Source organism: Kribbella solani (assembly GCF_014205295.1).
GTDB classification, from domain to species: domain Bacteria; phylum Actinomycetota; class Actinomycetes; order Propionibacteriales; family Kribbellaceae; genus Kribbella; species Kribbella solani.
The window spans coordinates 6,372,527-6,387,208 of record NZ_JACHNF010000001.1 but is presented as its reverse complement, the minus strand read 5'-3'; the positions used below and the strand labels follow the sequence as shown (position 1 = coordinate 6,387,208).

General features: G+C 68.6%; 13 protein-coding genes. 5 read left to right on the top strand and 8 right to left on the bottom strand.

Annotation, left to right across the window (positions count from 1 at the left end):
• Nucleotides 1-271: 271 nt before the first annotated feature.
• The 4 genes from HDA44_RS29525 to HDA44_RS29510 all read right to left on the bottom strand — a co-directional run bounded on the left by HDA44_RS29525 (nucleotide 272) and on the right by HDA44_RS29510 (nucleotide 6,609).
• Complete coding sequence (locus HDA44_RS29525) at nucleotides 272-2,824, bottom strand: ATP-dependent Clp protease ATP-binding subunit (protein ID WP_184839959.1); 2,553 nt, start codon at nucleotides 2,822-2,824, stop codon at nucleotides 272-274.
• Nucleotides 2,825-3,263: 439 nt separating this feature from the next.
• A complete protein-coding gene (locus HDA44_RS29520) occupies nucleotides 3,264-3,593 on the bottom strand; it encodes a histone-like nucleoid-structuring protein Lsr2 (protein ID WP_184839957.1) in 330 nt (109 codons plus the stop codon).
• Nucleotides 3,594-3,867: 274 nt separating this feature from the next.
• Nucleotides 3,868-5,388 carry a lysine--tRNA ligase gene (gene lysS, locus HDA44_RS29515; RefSeq protein ID WP_184839955.1) on the bottom strand — a complete coding sequence of 507 codons (1,521 nt, stop codon included), beginning with the start codon at nucleotides 5,386-5,388 and terminating at the stop codon, nucleotides 3,868-3,870.
• A gap of 9 nt (nucleotides 5,389-5,397) precedes the next feature.
• A complete protein-coding gene (locus HDA44_RS29510; protein WP_184839953.1) occupies nucleotides 5,398-6,609 on the bottom strand; it encodes an MFS transporter in 1,212 nt (403 codons plus the stop codon).
• A 58-nt stretch (nucleotides 6,610-6,667) separates the two neighbouring features.
• On the opposite strand from HDA44_RS29510, the gene HDA44_RS29505 reads away from it, so the two are divergent.
• The 4 genes from HDA44_RS29505 to HDA44_RS29490 all read left to right on the top strand — a co-directional run bounded on the left by HDA44_RS29505 (nucleotide 6,668) and on the right by HDA44_RS29490 (nucleotide 9,412).
• Nucleotides 6,668-7,237 carry a helix-turn-helix domain-containing protein gene (locus HDA44_RS29505; protein WP_202887628.1) on the top strand — a complete coding sequence of 190 codons (570 nt, stop codon included), beginning with the start codon at nucleotides 6,668-6,670 and terminating at the stop codon, nucleotides 7,235-7,237.
• Nucleotides 7,238-7,309: 72 nt separating this feature from the next.
• Nucleotides 7,310-7,756: an NfeD family protein gene (locus HDA44_RS29500; protein ID WP_184839949.1), complete on the top strand. Its 447-nt coding sequence runs from the start codon at nucleotides 7,310-7,312 to the stop codon at nucleotides 7,754-7,756.
• On the top strand, nucleotides 7,744-8,658 hold the full coding sequence (locus tag HDA44_RS29495) for an SPFH domain-containing protein (protein WP_238352580.1): 915 nt from the start codon (nucleotides 7,744-7,746) through the stop codon (nucleotides 8,656-8,658). Before HDA44_RS29500 ends, HDA44_RS29495 begins: the two co-directional genes overlap by 13 nt.
• 58 nt (nucleotides 8,659-8,716) lie before the next feature.
• Nucleotides 8,717-9,412, top strand: coding sequence for a DedA family protein (locus HDA44_RS29490; RefSeq protein WP_184839947.1), 696 nt, complete (start codon nucleotides 8,717-8,719; stop codon nucleotides 9,410-9,412).
• On the opposite strand, the gene HDA44_RS29485 is transcribed toward HDA44_RS29490, so the two are convergent.
• Complete coding sequence (locus HDA44_RS29485; RefSeq protein WP_337906554.1) at nucleotides 9,398-10,696, bottom strand: hypothetical protein; 1,299 nt, start codon at nucleotides 10,694-10,696, stop codon at nucleotides 9,398-9,400. The two genes, HDA44_RS29490 and HDA44_RS29485, sit on opposite strands and share 15 nt — an antisense overlap.
• A 131-nt stretch (nucleotides 10,697-10,827) precedes the next feature.
• Here HDA44_RS29485 and HDA44_RS29480 point away from each other — a divergent pair, with 131 nt between their 5' ends.
• Nucleotides 10,828-11,400 carry a carboxymuconolactone decarboxylase family protein gene (locus HDA44_RS29480; RefSeq protein ID WP_184839942.1) on the top strand — a complete coding sequence of 191 codons (573 nt, stop codon included), beginning with the start codon at nucleotides 10,828-10,830 and terminating at the stop codon, nucleotides 11,398-11,400.
• Here HDA44_RS29480 and HDA44_RS29475 read toward each other — a convergent pair.
• Genes HDA44_RS29475 through HDA44_RS29465 form a run of 3 tightly spaced genes read right to left on the bottom strand, consistent with a single transcriptional unit; the run spans nucleotide 11,389 to nucleotide 14,670 of the window.
• A complete protein-coding gene (locus HDA44_RS29475) occupies nucleotides 11,389-12,156 on the bottom strand; it encodes a type III pantothenate kinase (protein WP_184839939.1) in 768 nt (255 codons plus the stop codon). The genes HDA44_RS29480 and HDA44_RS29475 overlap by 12 nt on opposite strands.
• Nucleotides 12,156-13,010: a carboxylating nicotinate-nucleotide diphosphorylase gene (gene nadC, locus HDA44_RS29470; RefSeq protein ID WP_184839937.1), complete on the bottom strand. Its 855-nt coding sequence runs from the start codon at nucleotides 13,008-13,010 to the stop codon at nucleotides 12,156-12,158. Before nadC ends, HDA44_RS29475 begins: the two co-directional genes overlap by 1 nt.
• On the bottom strand, nucleotides 13,003-14,670 hold the full coding sequence (locus HDA44_RS29465; protein ID WP_184839935.1) for an L-aspartate oxidase: 1,668 nt from the start codon (nucleotides 14,668-14,670) through the stop codon (nucleotides 13,003-13,005). Before HDA44_RS29465 ends, nadC begins: the two co-directional genes overlap by 8 nt.
• Between the last annotated feature and the right edge of the window lie 12 nt (nucleotides 14,671-14,682).

Here is a 14,682-nt window from a genome sequence, read left to right as displayed (position 1 = left end):
TGAACGTCTGAAACTGTCCCTTCACGGGCCGCCTGCGGGTGGTGAAGGGACAACCGAAGAGGTTCACCCCTCAAATGGCGAGGAGGGGAGGGGCGGTCGGCGGCCGGAAAGCGGGGGTGAACGTGGATCGGCCCGGCACCCGGCGGGGGTGAACGTGGATCGGCCCGGCACCCGGCGGGGGTGAACGTGGATCGGCCCGGCACCCGGTGGGGGGTGAACGTGGATCGGCCCGGCACCTTGGGGTGCCGGGCCGATCTGTTCGGGTGGAGGGTTAGGAGTCCTGGATGCCGGTGGTGCCGCCGGTGTTGCCGCCGCCGGTGGTCAGGTCGGTCAGTTCCAGGTCCGAGGTGGTGGACTTCTCGGTGCCGGTGAAGGTGAAGTACTCGGTCAGGCCGTCGGAGTTGGTGGTGCCCTCCGGGGCGACGTCGACGAGCACGATCTGGCCGGGGCGGAGCTCCCCGAACAGGATCTTCTCGGCCAGCACGTCCTCCACGTCGCGCTGCAGCGCGCGGCGCAGTGGGCGGGCACCGAGGATCGGGTCGAAGCCGCGGTCGGCGACCAGTGCCTTCGCCGCCGGGGTCAGCTCGATCCCCATGTCCTTGTCCTTCAGCCGCTCCTCCACCTGGGCCAGCATCAGGTCGACGATCTTGACGATGTCGTCCTTGCTGTGCTGGTGGAAGACCACGATCTCGTCGACCCGGTTCAGGAACTCGGGGCGGAAGTGCTGCTTCAGCTCCTCCGTCACCTTGCCCTTCATCTTCTCGTACGAGCCGGTGGCGTCGTTGGCCTGCGCGAACCCGAGGGAGACCGCCTTCGCGATGTCCTTCGTACCCAGGTTGGTGGTCATGATGATGACGGTGTTCTTGAAGTCGACCACCCGGCCCTGGGCGTCGGTCAGGCGACCTTCGTCCAGGATCTGCAGCAACGAGTTGAAGATGTCCGGGTGGGCCTTCTCGACCTCGTCGAACAGCACCACCGAGAACGGCTTGCGGCGGACCTTCTCGGTCAGCTGGCCGCCCTCTTCGTAGCCCACGTACCCAGGCGGCGAACCGAACAGCCGGGACGCGGTGTGCTTCTCCGAGTACTCGGACATGTCCAGGCTGATCAGCGCGTTCTGGTCGCCGAACAGGAACTCGGTCAGCACCTTCGACAGCTCGGTCTTACCGACGCCGGACGGGCCGGCGAAGATGAACGAGCCGCTCGGGCGGCGCGGGTCCTTGAGCCCGGCGCGGGTACGCCGGATCGAGCGCGACAGCGCCTTCACCGCGTCCTCCTGGCCGATGTACGACTTGGCCAGCACCTTCTCCATGTCCAGCAGCCGCGAGGACTCCTCCTCGGTCAGCTTGAAGACCGGGATGCCGGTCGCGGTGCTGAGCACCTCGGCGATCAGCTCCTCGTCGACCTCGGCGACGACGTCCATGTCGCCGGCCTTCCACTGCTTCTCGCGCTCGGACTTGGCGTTGATCAGCTTCTTCTCGTCGTCCCGGAGCCGGGCGGCGCGCTCGAAGTCCTGCGCGTCGATCGCCGACTCCTTCTCCCGGCGAACGGTGGCGATCTTCTCGTCGAACTCGCGCAGGTCCGGCGGCGCGGTCATCCGGCGGATCCGGAGCCGGGCGCCGGCCTCGTCGATCAGGTCGATCGCCTTGTCCGGCAGGAACCGGTCCGAGATGTACCGGTCCGCCATCTGCGCGGCGTTCACCAGCGCGGCGTCGGTGATGGTCACCCGGTGGTGCGCCTCGTACCGGTCGCGGAGGCCCTTGAGGATCTCGATCGTGTGCGCGATCGACGGCTCGGCCACCTGGATCGGCTGGAACCGGCGCTCCAGCGCGGCGTCCTTCTCGACGTACTTGCGGTACTCGTCGAGGGTGGTCGCGCCGATCGTCTGCAGCTCACCGCGGGCCAGCATCGGCTTCAGGATGCTCGCCGCGTCGATCGCGCCCTCGGCCGCACCGGCCCCGACGAGGGTGTGGATCTCGTCGATGAACAGCACGATGTCGCCGCGGGTACGGATCTCCTTGAGCACCTTCTTCAGGCGTTCCTCGAAATCACCGCGGTAGCGGGAGCCCGCCACCAGCGCGCCCAGGTCGAGCGAGTAGATCTGCTTGTCCTTCAGCGTCTCCGGGACGTCACCACGGACGATCTGCTGGGCCAGACCTTCCACGATGGCGGTCTTGCCGACGCCCGGCTCACCGATCAGGACGGGGTTGTTCTTGGTCCGCCGGGACAGCACCTGCATGACCCGCTCGATCTCGGTCTCCCGGCCGATCACCGGGTCGAGCTTCGCCTCGCGGGCGGACTGGGTGTAGTTCCGGCCGAACTGGTCGAGCACCAGGGAGCTGCTCGGCGCACCCTCGGTGGGCGCACCGGCCGTGGTCGTCTCCTTGCCCTGGTAACCGCTCAGCAGCTGGATCACCTGCTGCCGGACCTTGTTCAGGTCCGCGCCGAGCTTGACCAGGACCTGCGCGGCGACGCCCTCACCCTCGCGGATCAGGCCGAGCAGGATGTGCTCGGTGCCGATGTAGTTGTGGCCCAGTTGCAGGGCCTCGCGCAGGGAGAGCTCCAGCACCTTCTTGGCGCGGGGGGTGAACGGGATGTGCCCGCTCGGCGCCTGCTGCCCCTGGCCGATGATCTCCTCGACCTGGGAGCGAACGGCCTCGAGCGAGATACCCAGGCTCTCGAGAGCCTTGGCGGCGACCCCTTCACCCTCGTGGATCAGGCCGAGCAGGATGTGCTCGGTCCCGATGTAGTTGTGGCTGAGCATCCTGGCCTCTTCCTGAGCCAGGACGACTACCCGACGGGCGCGGTCCGTAAATCGTTCAAACATCGCCAAAGCGCTCCTTGCCTCAGAGGAGTCGGACGTGCCGTGTAGGCCGACCCCCGTACCTGCATGCTAGTCCCCGGTGCCGACAGGCTCGCTCTCGGCGAACACCCGATCACTGTTCCGTCGGCCGCGCGGGCGGCATCACAAGGGAACAACCGCCCTGATCACCAAGGTGTTCCCGGGTACGCGCCGGTGATCGCCGTGTTCGCCACCAGCGAATTCCCGGAACTACCTGTCCACTCAGTGACCGGAGCCGACACGCCCGGGCGCACTCTGTCCCACTCTGTGAAACAACCGGAATGCGGACGGTCCCACGGAGCGAAGCTCCTCATGACAGAGAGGGCGGGGGTGTGTCCACGCTTTTTGTGGACACACCCCCGCCTGATCCGTCCCGGCAACCCGTAAAGGGGTCGCCGGGACCGCAGTGCTGAAGTGGGCGGAATTACTTGGCGTCGTTGTACGCCGCCCGGACCTCCGCGGAGATCCGGCCACGCTCGCTGACCTCGTAGCCGTTGTCCTTGGCCCAGGCCCTGATGTCCGCCGAGTCCGAGGCCGAGCGGCCGCGGCCCCGGGCCCGGCCCGCGCCACCCCGCCGGCCGGAAACCCGGCGGCCGGAGCCGACGTAGGCGGCCAGGGCGTCGCGCAGTTTGGCGGCATTCTTCTTGGACAGATCGATCTCGTACGTCGTCCCGTCCAGCCCGAAGGTAACGGTCTCGTCGGCCTTTCCGCCGTCGAGATCGTCCTCGAGGACCACCTGCACCCTTTGCGCCATCGATGACAGTCCTTTCCGCGCCCGTCACCGGGCACAATCCCCCTGCCGAATTGTTAGCACCTGATTTGTACCGCACAAACCGGCGTCCTGTCATTCATCGCCGCCGTACCGCGGCCGTGACTTTGCGTATTCATCCGATCCGAAACCGGCCGGACCGGAATGCCGGCCGCAGACCCGGACAAAAACCGGGGCCCCGGAATTCGCGGAACCGGTCCGTTGTGCTATGCAACGAACCGGTCCGGGATTCGCGGAATCACGCCGGCCGGCGGCGGAATCACTCCGGCCGGAGCAACGGGAAGAGAATCGTCTCCCGGATACCGGCACCGGTGAGCAGCATCACCAAGCGGTCCAGGCCCATCCCCATACCACCGGCCGGCGGCATCCCGAATTCCATCGCGCGGAGGAAGTCCTCGTCCAGCTCCATCGCCTCCGGATCGCCGGCCGCGGCCTGGATCGACTGTGCCTGCAGGCGATCCCGCTGGATCACCGGGTCGTTGAGCTCGGAGTACGCGACCCCGAGCTCGACGCCGTTCACGAACAGGTCCCAGGCCTCGACCAGGCCCGGAATTTCCCGGTGCGGCTTCGCCAACGGGCGTGCCGACTCCGGATAGTCGCGGACAAAGGTGGGCTGGATCAGGGTGTGCTCGGCCAGCTTCTCGAACAAGTCGACGGCGATCTCGCCGGCATTCCGGCCGGGCTGCAGCTCGACGTCGTGCTGCTCGGCCAACTTGGTCAGCGTGGCCAGATCGGTGCTCACGTCGACCTGCTCGCCGACCGCTTCGGAGAGCAACCCGAAAAGCGTCGCGTGCCGGAACGGCCGGGCCAGATCGATGGTCTGCCCGTCCCGCGCGGTGATCGAGGTACGGCCGATCGCGGCACCGGCGTTCCGGATCAGCTCCTGGATCAGCTCGGCCATCGTGTCGTAATCGCCGTACGCCTGATACGCCTCGATCATCGAGAATTCCGCCGAGTGGGTGGAGTCCAGTCCCTCGTTGCGGAACGTGCGGCCGATCTCGTACACCCGGTCGACGCCGCCGATCATCGCGCGCTTGAGGTCGAGCTCGAGCGCGATCCGGAGCTTCATCTCCTGGTCGAACGCGTTCAGGTGCGTACTGAACGGCCGCGCCGCCGCGCCACCGTTGGTGAGTTGCAGCACCGGGGTCTCGACCTCGACGAAGCCATGCCCGTCGTACGTCGCCCGCAGCGCCTTCAGCACCGCCGCCTTGGCGCGGACCATGTCGCGCGCCTCCGGGCGGACGATCAGGTCGACGTACCGCATCCGGACACGGGCCTCTTCACTCAGCGGCTTGTGCTCGTTCGGCAGCGGGCGCAGCGTCTTGGCGGCCATCTGCCAGGCCGTCACCTGCACCGACAGCTCACCGCGCCGGCTGGTGATCACCTCGCCCTGCACGGACAGCAGGTCGCCGATGTCGACGAGTTGCTTGAACCGGGCCAGCTCCTCTTCACCGACGTCAGCCAGCGACAGCATCACCTGCAGCTCGGTTCCATCGCCTTCACGGAGCCGTACGAAGCAGAGCTTGCCGGTGTTGCGCAGGAAGATCACCCGGCCCGCTACCGAGACCTGCTCGCCGGTGCGAGTGTCCGCGGCCAGCTCCTGCGCGTCGTACTTGGCGCGGAGGTCCTTCAGCAGGTGCGTCCGCGGCACGGAGATGGGGTACGGCTGCACTCCTTCCGCCAGCAGGCGGTCACGCTTCTCCCGGCGGACCCGCATCTGCTCGGGCAGGTCGTCCTGCCCGTTGTCGGGGTTCACCGGGTCCACGTGTGCATCAGTCATAAGCAAAGGCTAATGACTGATCACCTCCAGCTCCGAATCCTTTACTCGTACGACCAGTGCTCCGACTGCCGCAGCAGCCACCGCGCACGCCACTCCACCGGTCACGAACGTGCCCCGCGGACCGAGCAACGTACCGGCCAGACCGCCCAGCAGCATGGCGAAGATGCTGCACGAACGGGCAGTGCCGTTCAGGGCCGCGATCACCCGCCCGCGCACCGCATCGCTCGACCGAGTCACTACCAGCGCACTGGTTGCCGCGTTGAGCATGCCGCTGCCCAGACCGATCCCAGTGGCACCGACCAGGAGTACGGCGAAGTTGCCGGCCAATCCGATCACCACACACGCCGTACCGATGGCTGCCATCCCAGCGACCACGCCGCGGGTCCTGGTCCGATCACTCCGCAGCCGGCCGCTGTACCAGGCGCCGAGGATCGCACCGGCTCCAGTGGCAGCACCAGCAGCGCCGTAGCCGCTCGGACCGAGTCCCAGCTCACCAGTGATGAGGAAGACCTCGACCACGTTGACGGCCTCGCCTACCAGCACGAACACCCAGAGTCCGGGCACCAGGATGCGCAGTACGCCGTCCCCGAAGATGGACCGCAGTCCGGCGGACACACCGCCCTTCTCAACGTCGGCACCCGGCTCAGGCCGCCGACGGGTGCGTACGAGCGCCGCCACTACTACCAGGACCAGGAACGTCGCGGAGTCGACCAGCAAGGCCCCGCGGCTCCCGGACCACCCAACCAGCAGCCCGCCGGCCGCCGACCCGGCCAGTGTCGCGACACCGACCAGCGCCTGGCTTACTCCAGTAGTCCGACCGATCAGCTCCTCGCCGACGATCCGTGGGATCAGCGCGCCCCACGCCGGCCCGGAAACCGCCTGACCGATCTGAAGCACGCACACCAGCAACAACGTGGGTACGAGGTCGTGCACCAGAGCCAGTCCAACCCCGGCGATCACCTGCAAGAGCCCCGACCAGACCAGGACCGTACGCGAGTCGAACCCGTCCACGATCCGCCCGGCGAACGGGATCATCGCCACCGTCGGCACGGCGAACGCGAGCAGCAACGCGGTGACGGCGGCCGGACCGTGCCCGTCCGAGACGCGCAGCGTGAGCGCGATCATCGCGATCGCGTCGCCCGCGTACGACAACGCCCGGGCCGGCAGCACCAGCCGGATGTCCCGGTACGACCAGATCGAGGTCTGAAGTGTTTGCTTCACAATTATGAAGTAAACACTTCAGACTTTGGACGGTCAAGGCGTTCGCTACGCTGCCCTGGTGGCGAAGCAGCAGCGCGTGGTGGTGATCAGCGACCCGCAGGCGATCCGTGCCCTGGCCCACCCGGCCCGGCAGCAGGTGATCGACGAGCTCTACAACGGCCGGGTACTGACCGCGACCGAGTGCGCCGAGCTGGCCGGCCTGACGCCGTCGGCGATGAGCTACCACCTGCGCGCGCTGGAGAAGTGGGGAATCATCGAGCGCGCCGAGGAGACCGCCGACGGTCGGGAACGGCCGTGGCGATCGAAGGCCGCGAGCCTGCGGATCGACTCCACCTCGGCCGGCGCCGGCCGGCTCGCCGGGCAGGCGATCATGCGGACCGCCGTGGACCGCATCCTGGCGCAGTTCGAGGAGCTGTCCGACGAGGACCCGTGGGACGACATCAGCATGATGAGCCGGTCCCGGCTGTGGCTGACGCACGACGAGGCGGTGCGCTTCGGCCAGGAGCTGAGCGAGCTGGTCGACCGCTACAAGCAGCACCGCACCCAGAGCGACCACCCGGCCGGTAGCCGGGCGGTCGGCTCACTGTACGCGGTCGTACCACTCGGTAAACCGCCCGAAGACAGCTGAACCGTTAGCTGTTTCCGGCCGTATCCAGGAGTACCTTCGAAGTAGAGGTATTTCCGCCGTCGGGTGGTCGTCATGCAGTCCTGGCTTCTGTGGTTGATCGTCGCCGCCGTCCTCGGCACGGCCGAGTTGATGACAGCGACCTTCGACCTGCTCCTGCTCGCCGTCGCCGCGCTGGCCGCGGCCGGTACCGCCGGGCTGGGGCTGGGCACCGGCTTCCAGGTGGTCGCGTTCGCCGCCACGGCGGGCGCGCTGATCACGCTGGTCCGGCCGGTGGCGCGCCGGCACCTGACCGGGCATCCACTGATCCGTACCGGCGTGGCCGCCCTGGTCGGCCGGGAGGCCGTCGTGCTCGCGACCTGTGACCGGGACACCGGCCGGGTCCGGATCGGCGGCGAGGAGTGGAGCGCGCGCTCCTACGACCCGGACCTGCTCATCCCCGCCGGTACCCGGGTCGACGTCTTCGCCATCGAGGGGGCCACCGCCCTCGTCCATCCCCAGGAGGAGCCATGGCCGAACTGATCATCGGGCTGGTCGTCGCCCTGCTCGCCGTCGCGCTGGTACTGCGGACGGTCCGGATCGTCCCGCAGGCCCGGGCCAGCAACGTCGAGCGCCTCGGCCGGTACCTGCGTACCCTCGAACCCGGTCTGAACGTGGTGATCCCGTTCGTCGACCGGCCCCGGCAGCTGATCGACCTGCGTGAGCAAGTGGTGTCGTTCGAACCGAACTCGGTGATCACCGAGGACAACCTGGTGGTCCACATCGACACCGTGCTGTACTTCCAGGTCACCGACCCGCGCGCGGCCGCGTACGAGATCGCGAACTACATCCAAGCGATCGAGCAGCTGACGGTCACCACGCTCCGGAACGTGATCGGCGCGCTGGACCTGGAGAAGACGCTGACCTCGCGCGAGCACATCAACTCGATCCTGCGCGGCGTACTGGACGAGGCATCCGGCAAGTGGGGGATCCGGGTCAACCGGGTCGAGCTGAAGGCGATCGAACCGCCGCCGTCGATCAAGGAGTCGATGGAGAAGCAGATGCGGGCCGAGCGGGAGAAGCGGGCCGCGATCCTGGCCGCCGAGGGCCAGCGGCAGGCCCGGATCCTGACGGCCGAGGGCGACCGGCAGGCGGCGATCCTGCGCGCCGAGGGCCAGGCGAAGGCGATCGACACCGTGTTCGACGCGATCCACCGCAACGACCCGGACCCGAAGCTGCTCGCGTACCAGTACCTGCAGATGCTGCCGGAGCTCGCCAAGGGACCCGGCAACACGTTCTGGGTCATCCCGTCCGAGGTCACCACCGCGCTGCAGAACGTCACCAAGGCGTTCACCGTTGACACCGGTGCCAACACGCCGGCACCGAAGCCACCGGCCGAGTTGCCGTCGGAGAACGGGCACAACCCTGAAATCTCCCGGGGCTAGTCCCTGGGATTGTTGCCCCGGCACGAAAGCGGTTGCCTGACGATGTCACCATGGGTACATGGGGGAACCACTGCTGATAGCGCAGGCAATCGCCATCCCGTCCGGTGTCGCGGTGCTCGCGTACCTGGTGGTCGGACTCGTCATCGGCGTCGAGAGCATGGGCGTACCGCTGCCCGGTGAGACCACGCTGATCGCGGCCGCGCTGCTCGCCTCGCAGCAGCACCACCTGAAGATCGAGTTCGTCATCCTGGCCGCCGCGCTGGGCGCGATCGTCGGTGACTCGATCGGGTACTTCATCGGCCGCAAGGCCGGCCGCCGGTTGTTCGAACGGCTCGGCAGACGCTTCCACCACTTCTCCGAGGACCGGATCGCCCGGGCCGAGAAGTACTTCCACAAGTACGGCGTCTGGACCGTGTTCTTCGGCCGGTTCGTCGCACTGCTGCGGATCTTCGCCGGCCCGATGGCGGGCATGCTGCGGATGAACTACCCGAAGTTCCTGGTCGCCAACGCGGCCGGCGGCATCGCCTGGTCGACCACGATCGGCGTCGTCGCGTACAACATCGGCGACAACGCGGACAAGATCTTCGGCCGGGTGTCGGTCGGCGCGCTGATCGCGGTCGCGGTCGTCGCGGTCGCGCTGTACGTCGTACACAAGGTCCGCAAGCGCCGCCGCGAGCAGGCGGCCGCCGCGACGACGACCGCACCGGCCGCACCGGCCGAGACCGGCCCGGCGACCGAGTCAGCGGACGTGTAGCGCGAGTCCCGGGGTGGTCGCGCCGTCCATCGGCCGGCCGAACATCATCGCGCCCGGGACCACGAACCGGTACACGAAGTCCCCCGCCTGGCCGGCCTTGAAGGCCAGCGCGGCCTGACCCTGCCGCATCGGCATCGCCTTCACGTTGGTCCAGGTCCGCGCCTGCCGGTTCCAGACCTGCAGCATCACGGTCGTACTCATGGCCGGCTTCACCGCGATCGCCACGGCCACCATCGACCCGGCCTTCTTCGCCGTCTCACCACCCGCGAACCCGGCCGACGCGACGCGTACGACCGACCGCGTGTACCCCGGTCTGCTGGAGGACTCGCCCGTGATCATCCCGGGCTTCGCGTACACCGGCACGGTGATCTTGTACGGACGGCTGCCCCCGGTCGGTACGGCGATGTCGTAGTACCCACCGCCACTCGTGACGCCCCGCGCCGCCGGCGTCCAGCGCGCGCCCGGGGTGACCTGGGTCAGCACCACGACGGGTACGCCGGCCGGCGTCGCGCGCTGCGTACCGCACTTCGCCTCCGGATCGCAGCCGACCTGCTGCAGGATGACGCGGCCCTTGACCCGGATCGGCACGCTGAACTGCGCCAGCGGCGGCACCGACCCGCTGATCGAGCTGGTCAGGCCGAGCACCTGCCCGCCCATCCGCGTACCCCATTCGTTCTGGGTACGAAGCTGGAAGACGTACGGCGGCTTGATGCTCTTGATCAGTTGCTGGTTCGACGTCGTCGCCGGACCGATCGCCTTCAGCGTCGTACCGGGCCGGCCGATCATCGGTACGTACCGCTGGGTCTTCTTGCCGGTGACGTCGAGCGGATCGTTCGGGGTGAAGTCCTGCGGCGCGACCGGCACCGACCAGTTGATCAGTACGCCCCGGCCTTGGGCCGCGACCGTCGCGGTGTTCGGCCGGACCGGGCCGTCGGTGTCGAACACCGGCGAGCGGGTCAGCTTGCTGGTCATACCGCCCTGTGAGGTACCGGTCGCCACCGCGATCTTGTAGTTGCCGTCCGGTGGGAACGCCGACGTCGGGATCTCCCACCGGTTCGGGTCACCGACCGGGATGTACTTCACGTACGAAGGGCTCTCGCTGAGCACGCCCTCGATCGTGATCCGGTTCGGCTGACCGCCGTCCTGCCAGGTCACCACGACGGCGGGCCGTCCGTTCGGTGCCCAGGCGACCGCGACGTCGGAAGGCGCGGGGTCGGAGGAACAGGCGGTCAGCGAAGCACTCCCCGCCAGAACCACCAGTGCCACGGCGAGAAAGCGCCGCACTCCGACCACCTCGTCTCCGCTGCCTCACGTCCGGGTGAACCTTACCCAGTAGCGAGTGCGTACTCCCCACTGCCGTTGCCGGATCGGTATCGCGGATCTACCGTGAGAGCAGCCACAAAGGGGGAACCAGGATGGCTTTCATCGACACACCCGACGACCCGGAGTTCTTCGATCGGAACCGGGCGGCGGCCGGGCACGTACCCAACTTCGTCCGCACGTTCGCGGCCAGACCGGCCGTGTACGAGGCGTGGAAGCAGCTGAACGGCGCGATCAAGGAGTCCATGGACCTGCGCCGGTACGAGCTGGCCACGCTTGCGGCGGCGACCGCGCTGAAGTCGAGCTACTGCAGTCTCGCGCACGGCCAGATCCTGGCGGACAAGTTCTTCAGCGCCGACGAGGTCACGGCCTTGGCGGACGCAGCGCCGACGGACCCGGTCGATCAGGCGGTGATGTCCTTCGCCCGTAAGGTAGCGCTCGGCGCCGACGCGGTCACCCAAACGGACATCGACGAGCTGAAAGCTCTTGGCCTGTCGGACGGTGACGTACTCGACATCGCCCTCACCGCAGCGGCCCGGGCCTTCTTCTCCAAGACCCTCGACGCCACCGGAACCCAACCGGACTCCGTCTTCAGCGGTCTCCCGGAGAACCTCCGGACGGCGCTGACCGTCGGCCGCCCCATCAGTTCAGTTGCCTCAGGCACCTGAATTTCGGGCGTACGCGTAGTACAAGCCGTGCAAGGTCAGTAGCGGTTCGTTGTGGATCGGCGTACTGAGCTGGTCGGCGAGCAGTGGCGCCAGGGCTCCGGTCAGTACGACGGTGGTGCCGGCGGGAAGGGACTGTTCCTGCCGGATCCGGGCCAGCAGTCCGTCGACCATGGCGGCGAAGCCGTGGATCGCGCCGGACTGCAAGGCCTCGACGGTGTTCTTCGCGACCACCGAGCGCGGCCGGACCAGCTCGACCCGGCGCAGTTGCGCGGCCGCCCGACCGAGCGCGTCACTCGCGGTTTCGATGCCTGGGGCAATCACTCCGCCGCTGAACGCGCCGGCCGGACTGACGACGTCGATGGTGATCGCGGTACCGACATCGACCACCAGGCAGGGCGCGCCGTACTTGTGCACCGCCGCCAGCGCGTTGGCGATCCGATCCGTACCGACCTCCCGCGGATTGTCCACCAGCACTGGCAGACCGGTCTTCACGCCAGGCTCGACCACCACGCTCGGTACGTTCCGGTAGTACCGCCCGACGGCCTCGCGCAGCTCGTGCAGGACATGCGGCACGGCTGAACACACCGCGATCCCGGACACCGGCGCCTCGCCGGTCAGCAGGCCTTGCAAAAGCACGGCCCATTCGTCCGCCGTACGCCGCGGGTCCGTGCCGACCCACCAGTGCCGCTTGACCGTGCCCTCGAACACCAGGCCGACCAGCGTCCTGGTGTTCTCGACGGCAACGGCCAGCAGCATCAGGCCTCCTGCAGATCCAGCGCGATGTCGAGTACGGGGGCCGAGTGCGTCAGTGCGCCGACGGCCAGGAAGTTGACGCCGGTTTCGGCGACCGCTCGGGCCGTGTCCAGGGTCAGGCCACCGGAGGCCTCGAGCCGGGCCCGGCCGGCCACCTTCTCGACCGCCTCGCGCAGCAGCGGAACGGCCATGTTGTCCAGCAGGATCAGCTCCGCGCCGGACTCGACCGCGATCAGCGCGTCCTCGATCGAGTCGACTTCAACCTCGATCGAGATGTCCGGGAACGTCTTGCGGACCAGCCGGAACGCCTCCGCGACCCCGCCGGCGGCGATCACGTGGTTGTCCTTGATCAGCGCGGCGTCGGACAGCGCCATCCGGTGGTTCTGCCCGCCGCCGCAGCGGACCGCGTACTTCTCCAGCGAACGGAGCAGCGGCATCGTCTTGCGGGTGTCGCGAATGATCGCGCCGGTGCCCTCGACCGTGTCCACCCAGCGCCGGGTCAGCGTCGCCACACCGGACAGGTGGCAGAGCAGGTTCAGCGTGGTGCGCTCGGCGGTGAGCAGTTGCCGGGTCTTGCCCCGGACCGTCATCAGCACGTCACCCGCGCGTACGGACGCGCCGTCGCGCACGCTGTACTCGATCTCGGGCACGTCCGGGGCGGCGACCTGACGAAGCACCAGCTCGGCGATCTCCAGCCCGGCCACGACGCCATCGGCCCGCGCCACCAGCTCCGCGACGGACACCTGGTCCGGGTCGACGGTGGCGGTGGTGGTCACGTCCACCCCGCCGGCCAGATCCTCTTCGATGGTTGCCCGCACGAGGTCCCCGACCCACTGCCGGTCGACTGTCTCATCCATGCCGGTCATTCTCCTCGGATTCACGCGGTACAAACGTCGCTTTGGGCACAGCTCGGTCACGCACCGCGGGCAACGTGAGGTCCAGACTGCCCGACCAGTTCCGGTCGTCGCGATCCGGGTGGTCCTCGCGCCAGTGCGCGCCGCGGCTCTCCTCACGGACGGTCGCGGCCGCGATCAGGGCCGCGGACACCGTCACCAGGTTGGTGGCTTCCCAGCCGGGCGTACCCGGCTCGTCGTACGGCAGCTCGATCAGCTTGGCGATCGTCGCGCCCGCCTCGGCCAGGCCGGCCGCGCTCCGGATCACGCCCGCGCCGGCGGTCATCGCGCGCTGCAGCTCGGGGACCATGTCCGCGTCGACGAGCCCGGGCGTACGCGTGTCCTCGACCGGATCGCGCTGTTCGGGCAGACCGGCGGCGAGATGCGCCGCGATCCGGCGGGCGAACACCAGGCCTTCGAGCAACGAGTTCGAGGCGAGCCGGTTCCCTCCGTGTACGCCGGTGCAGGCGACCTCGCCGCAGGCGTACAACCCGGGCACCGACGTCTCACCGTTCAGGTCGGTCCAGACGCCACCGGACGAGTAGTGACAGGCCGGGGCGACCGGGATCAGCTCACGGACCGGGTCGATGCCGTGCGACCGGCAGGACGCGAGGATGGTCGGGAACCGGACCCGCCACTTCTCGTCGCCGAAGTGCCGGGCGTCCAGGTAGACATGATCCTTGCCGGTGGCAAGCATCTGCCGCATGATCGCCTTCGCCACGATGTCCCGCGGCGCCAGGTCGGCGAGCTCGTGCCGGCCGAGCATGAACCGCTTGCCGGTGTGGTCGACCAGGAACGCGCCCTCGCCTCGCACCGCCTCGGACACCAACGGCTGCTGGCCCTTCGCGCTCTTGCCCAGCCACAGTACGGTCGGGTGGAACTGCACGAACTCCAGGTCCCGCACCTTCGCGCCGGCCCGGAGCGCGAGTGCCATCCCGTCGCCGGTGGACACGCTCGGGTTGGTCGTTGCCGCGTACAACTGTCCGAGCCCGCCGGAGGCGAGGATGACGACCCGGGCCCGGATCGCGCCGACGCCGTCGAGCTGGCCCTCACCCATCACGTGCAGGGTGACGCCGGCGATCGCGCCGTCGGCGGCGGTCAGCAGGTCGAGTACGAGCGCGTGCTCGATGATGCGGATGTCCTTGGCGCGTTTGACCGCGGCGACCAGCGCCCGCTCGATCTCCGCGCCGGTCGCGTCACCGCCCGCGTGCGCGATCCGGTTCCGGTGGTGGCCGCCCTCGCGGCCGAGCGAGATCTCACCGTCGGCCAGGGTGTCGAAGCGCGCGCCCAGGTCGATCAGGTCGTGCACCGCCTCCGGGCCCTCGGTGACGAGCACCCGGACCGCTTCCGGGTCGCTCAGCCCGGCGCCGGCGACCAGGGTGTCCTGCAGATGCTCCTCCGGCGAGTCCTCCGGGTCGAGCGCGGCGGCGATCCCGCCCTGCGCCCACTGCGTGGACCCGGAGGCGACGACATCCTTCGTCACCACCAGCACGGACCCCAACTCACGAGCCTTCAAAGCAGCAGTCAGGCCGGCCACGCCGGAACCGATCACCACTACGTCGGCACTGTCGGTCCAACCAGGCTCCGGCGCAGCCAGCCGCTGCGGAACTGCAGGCACGGTCATTCGGCGACCGTA

What these genes read in the sequence shown, in the direction of transcription:
- HDA44_RS29475 (WP_184839939.1), bottom strand. Translation starts at nt 12,156, where the DNA reads ATGCTGCTGGCCGTTGCCGTCGAGAACACCAGGACGCTGGTCGGCCTG.
- HDA44_RS29495 (WP_238352580.1), top strand. Translation starts at nt 7,744, where the DNA reads ATGGCCGAACTGATCATCGGGCTGGTCGTCGCCCTGCTCGCCGTCGCG.
- lysS (WP_184839955.1), bottom strand. Translation starts at nt 5,388, where the DNA reads ATGACTGATGCACACGTGGACCCGGTGAACCCCGACAACGGGCAGGAC.
- HDA44_RS29480 (WP_184839942.1), top strand. Translation starts at nt 10,828, where the DNA reads ATGGCTTTCATCGACACACCCGACGACCCGGAGTTCTTCGATCGGAAC.
- HDA44_RS29465 (WP_184839935.1), bottom strand. Translation starts at nt 14,670, where the DNA reads ATGACCGTGCCTGCAGTTCCGCAGCGGCTGGCTGCGCCGGAGCCTGGT.
- HDA44_RS29520 (WP_184839957.1), bottom strand. Translation starts at nt 3,593, where the DNA reads ATGGCGCAAAGGGTGCAGGTGGTCCTCGAGGACGATCTCGACGGCGGA.
- nadC (WP_184839937.1), bottom strand. Translation starts at nt 13,010, where the DNA reads ATGGATGAGACAGTCGACCGGCAGTGGGTCGGGGACCTCGTGCGGGCA.
- HDA44_RS29500 (WP_184839949.1), top strand. Translation starts at nt 7,310, where the DNA reads ATGCAGTCCTGGCTTCTGTGGTTGATCGTCGCCGCCGTCCTCGGCACG.
- HDA44_RS29525 (WP_184839959.1), bottom strand. Translation starts at nt 2,824, where the DNA reads ATGTTTGAACGATTTACGGACCGCGCCCGTCGGGTAGTCGTCCTGGCT.
- HDA44_RS29490 (WP_184839947.1), top strand. Translation starts at nt 8,717, where the DNA reads ATGGGGGAACCACTGCTGATAGCGCAGGCAATCGCCATCCCGTCCGGT.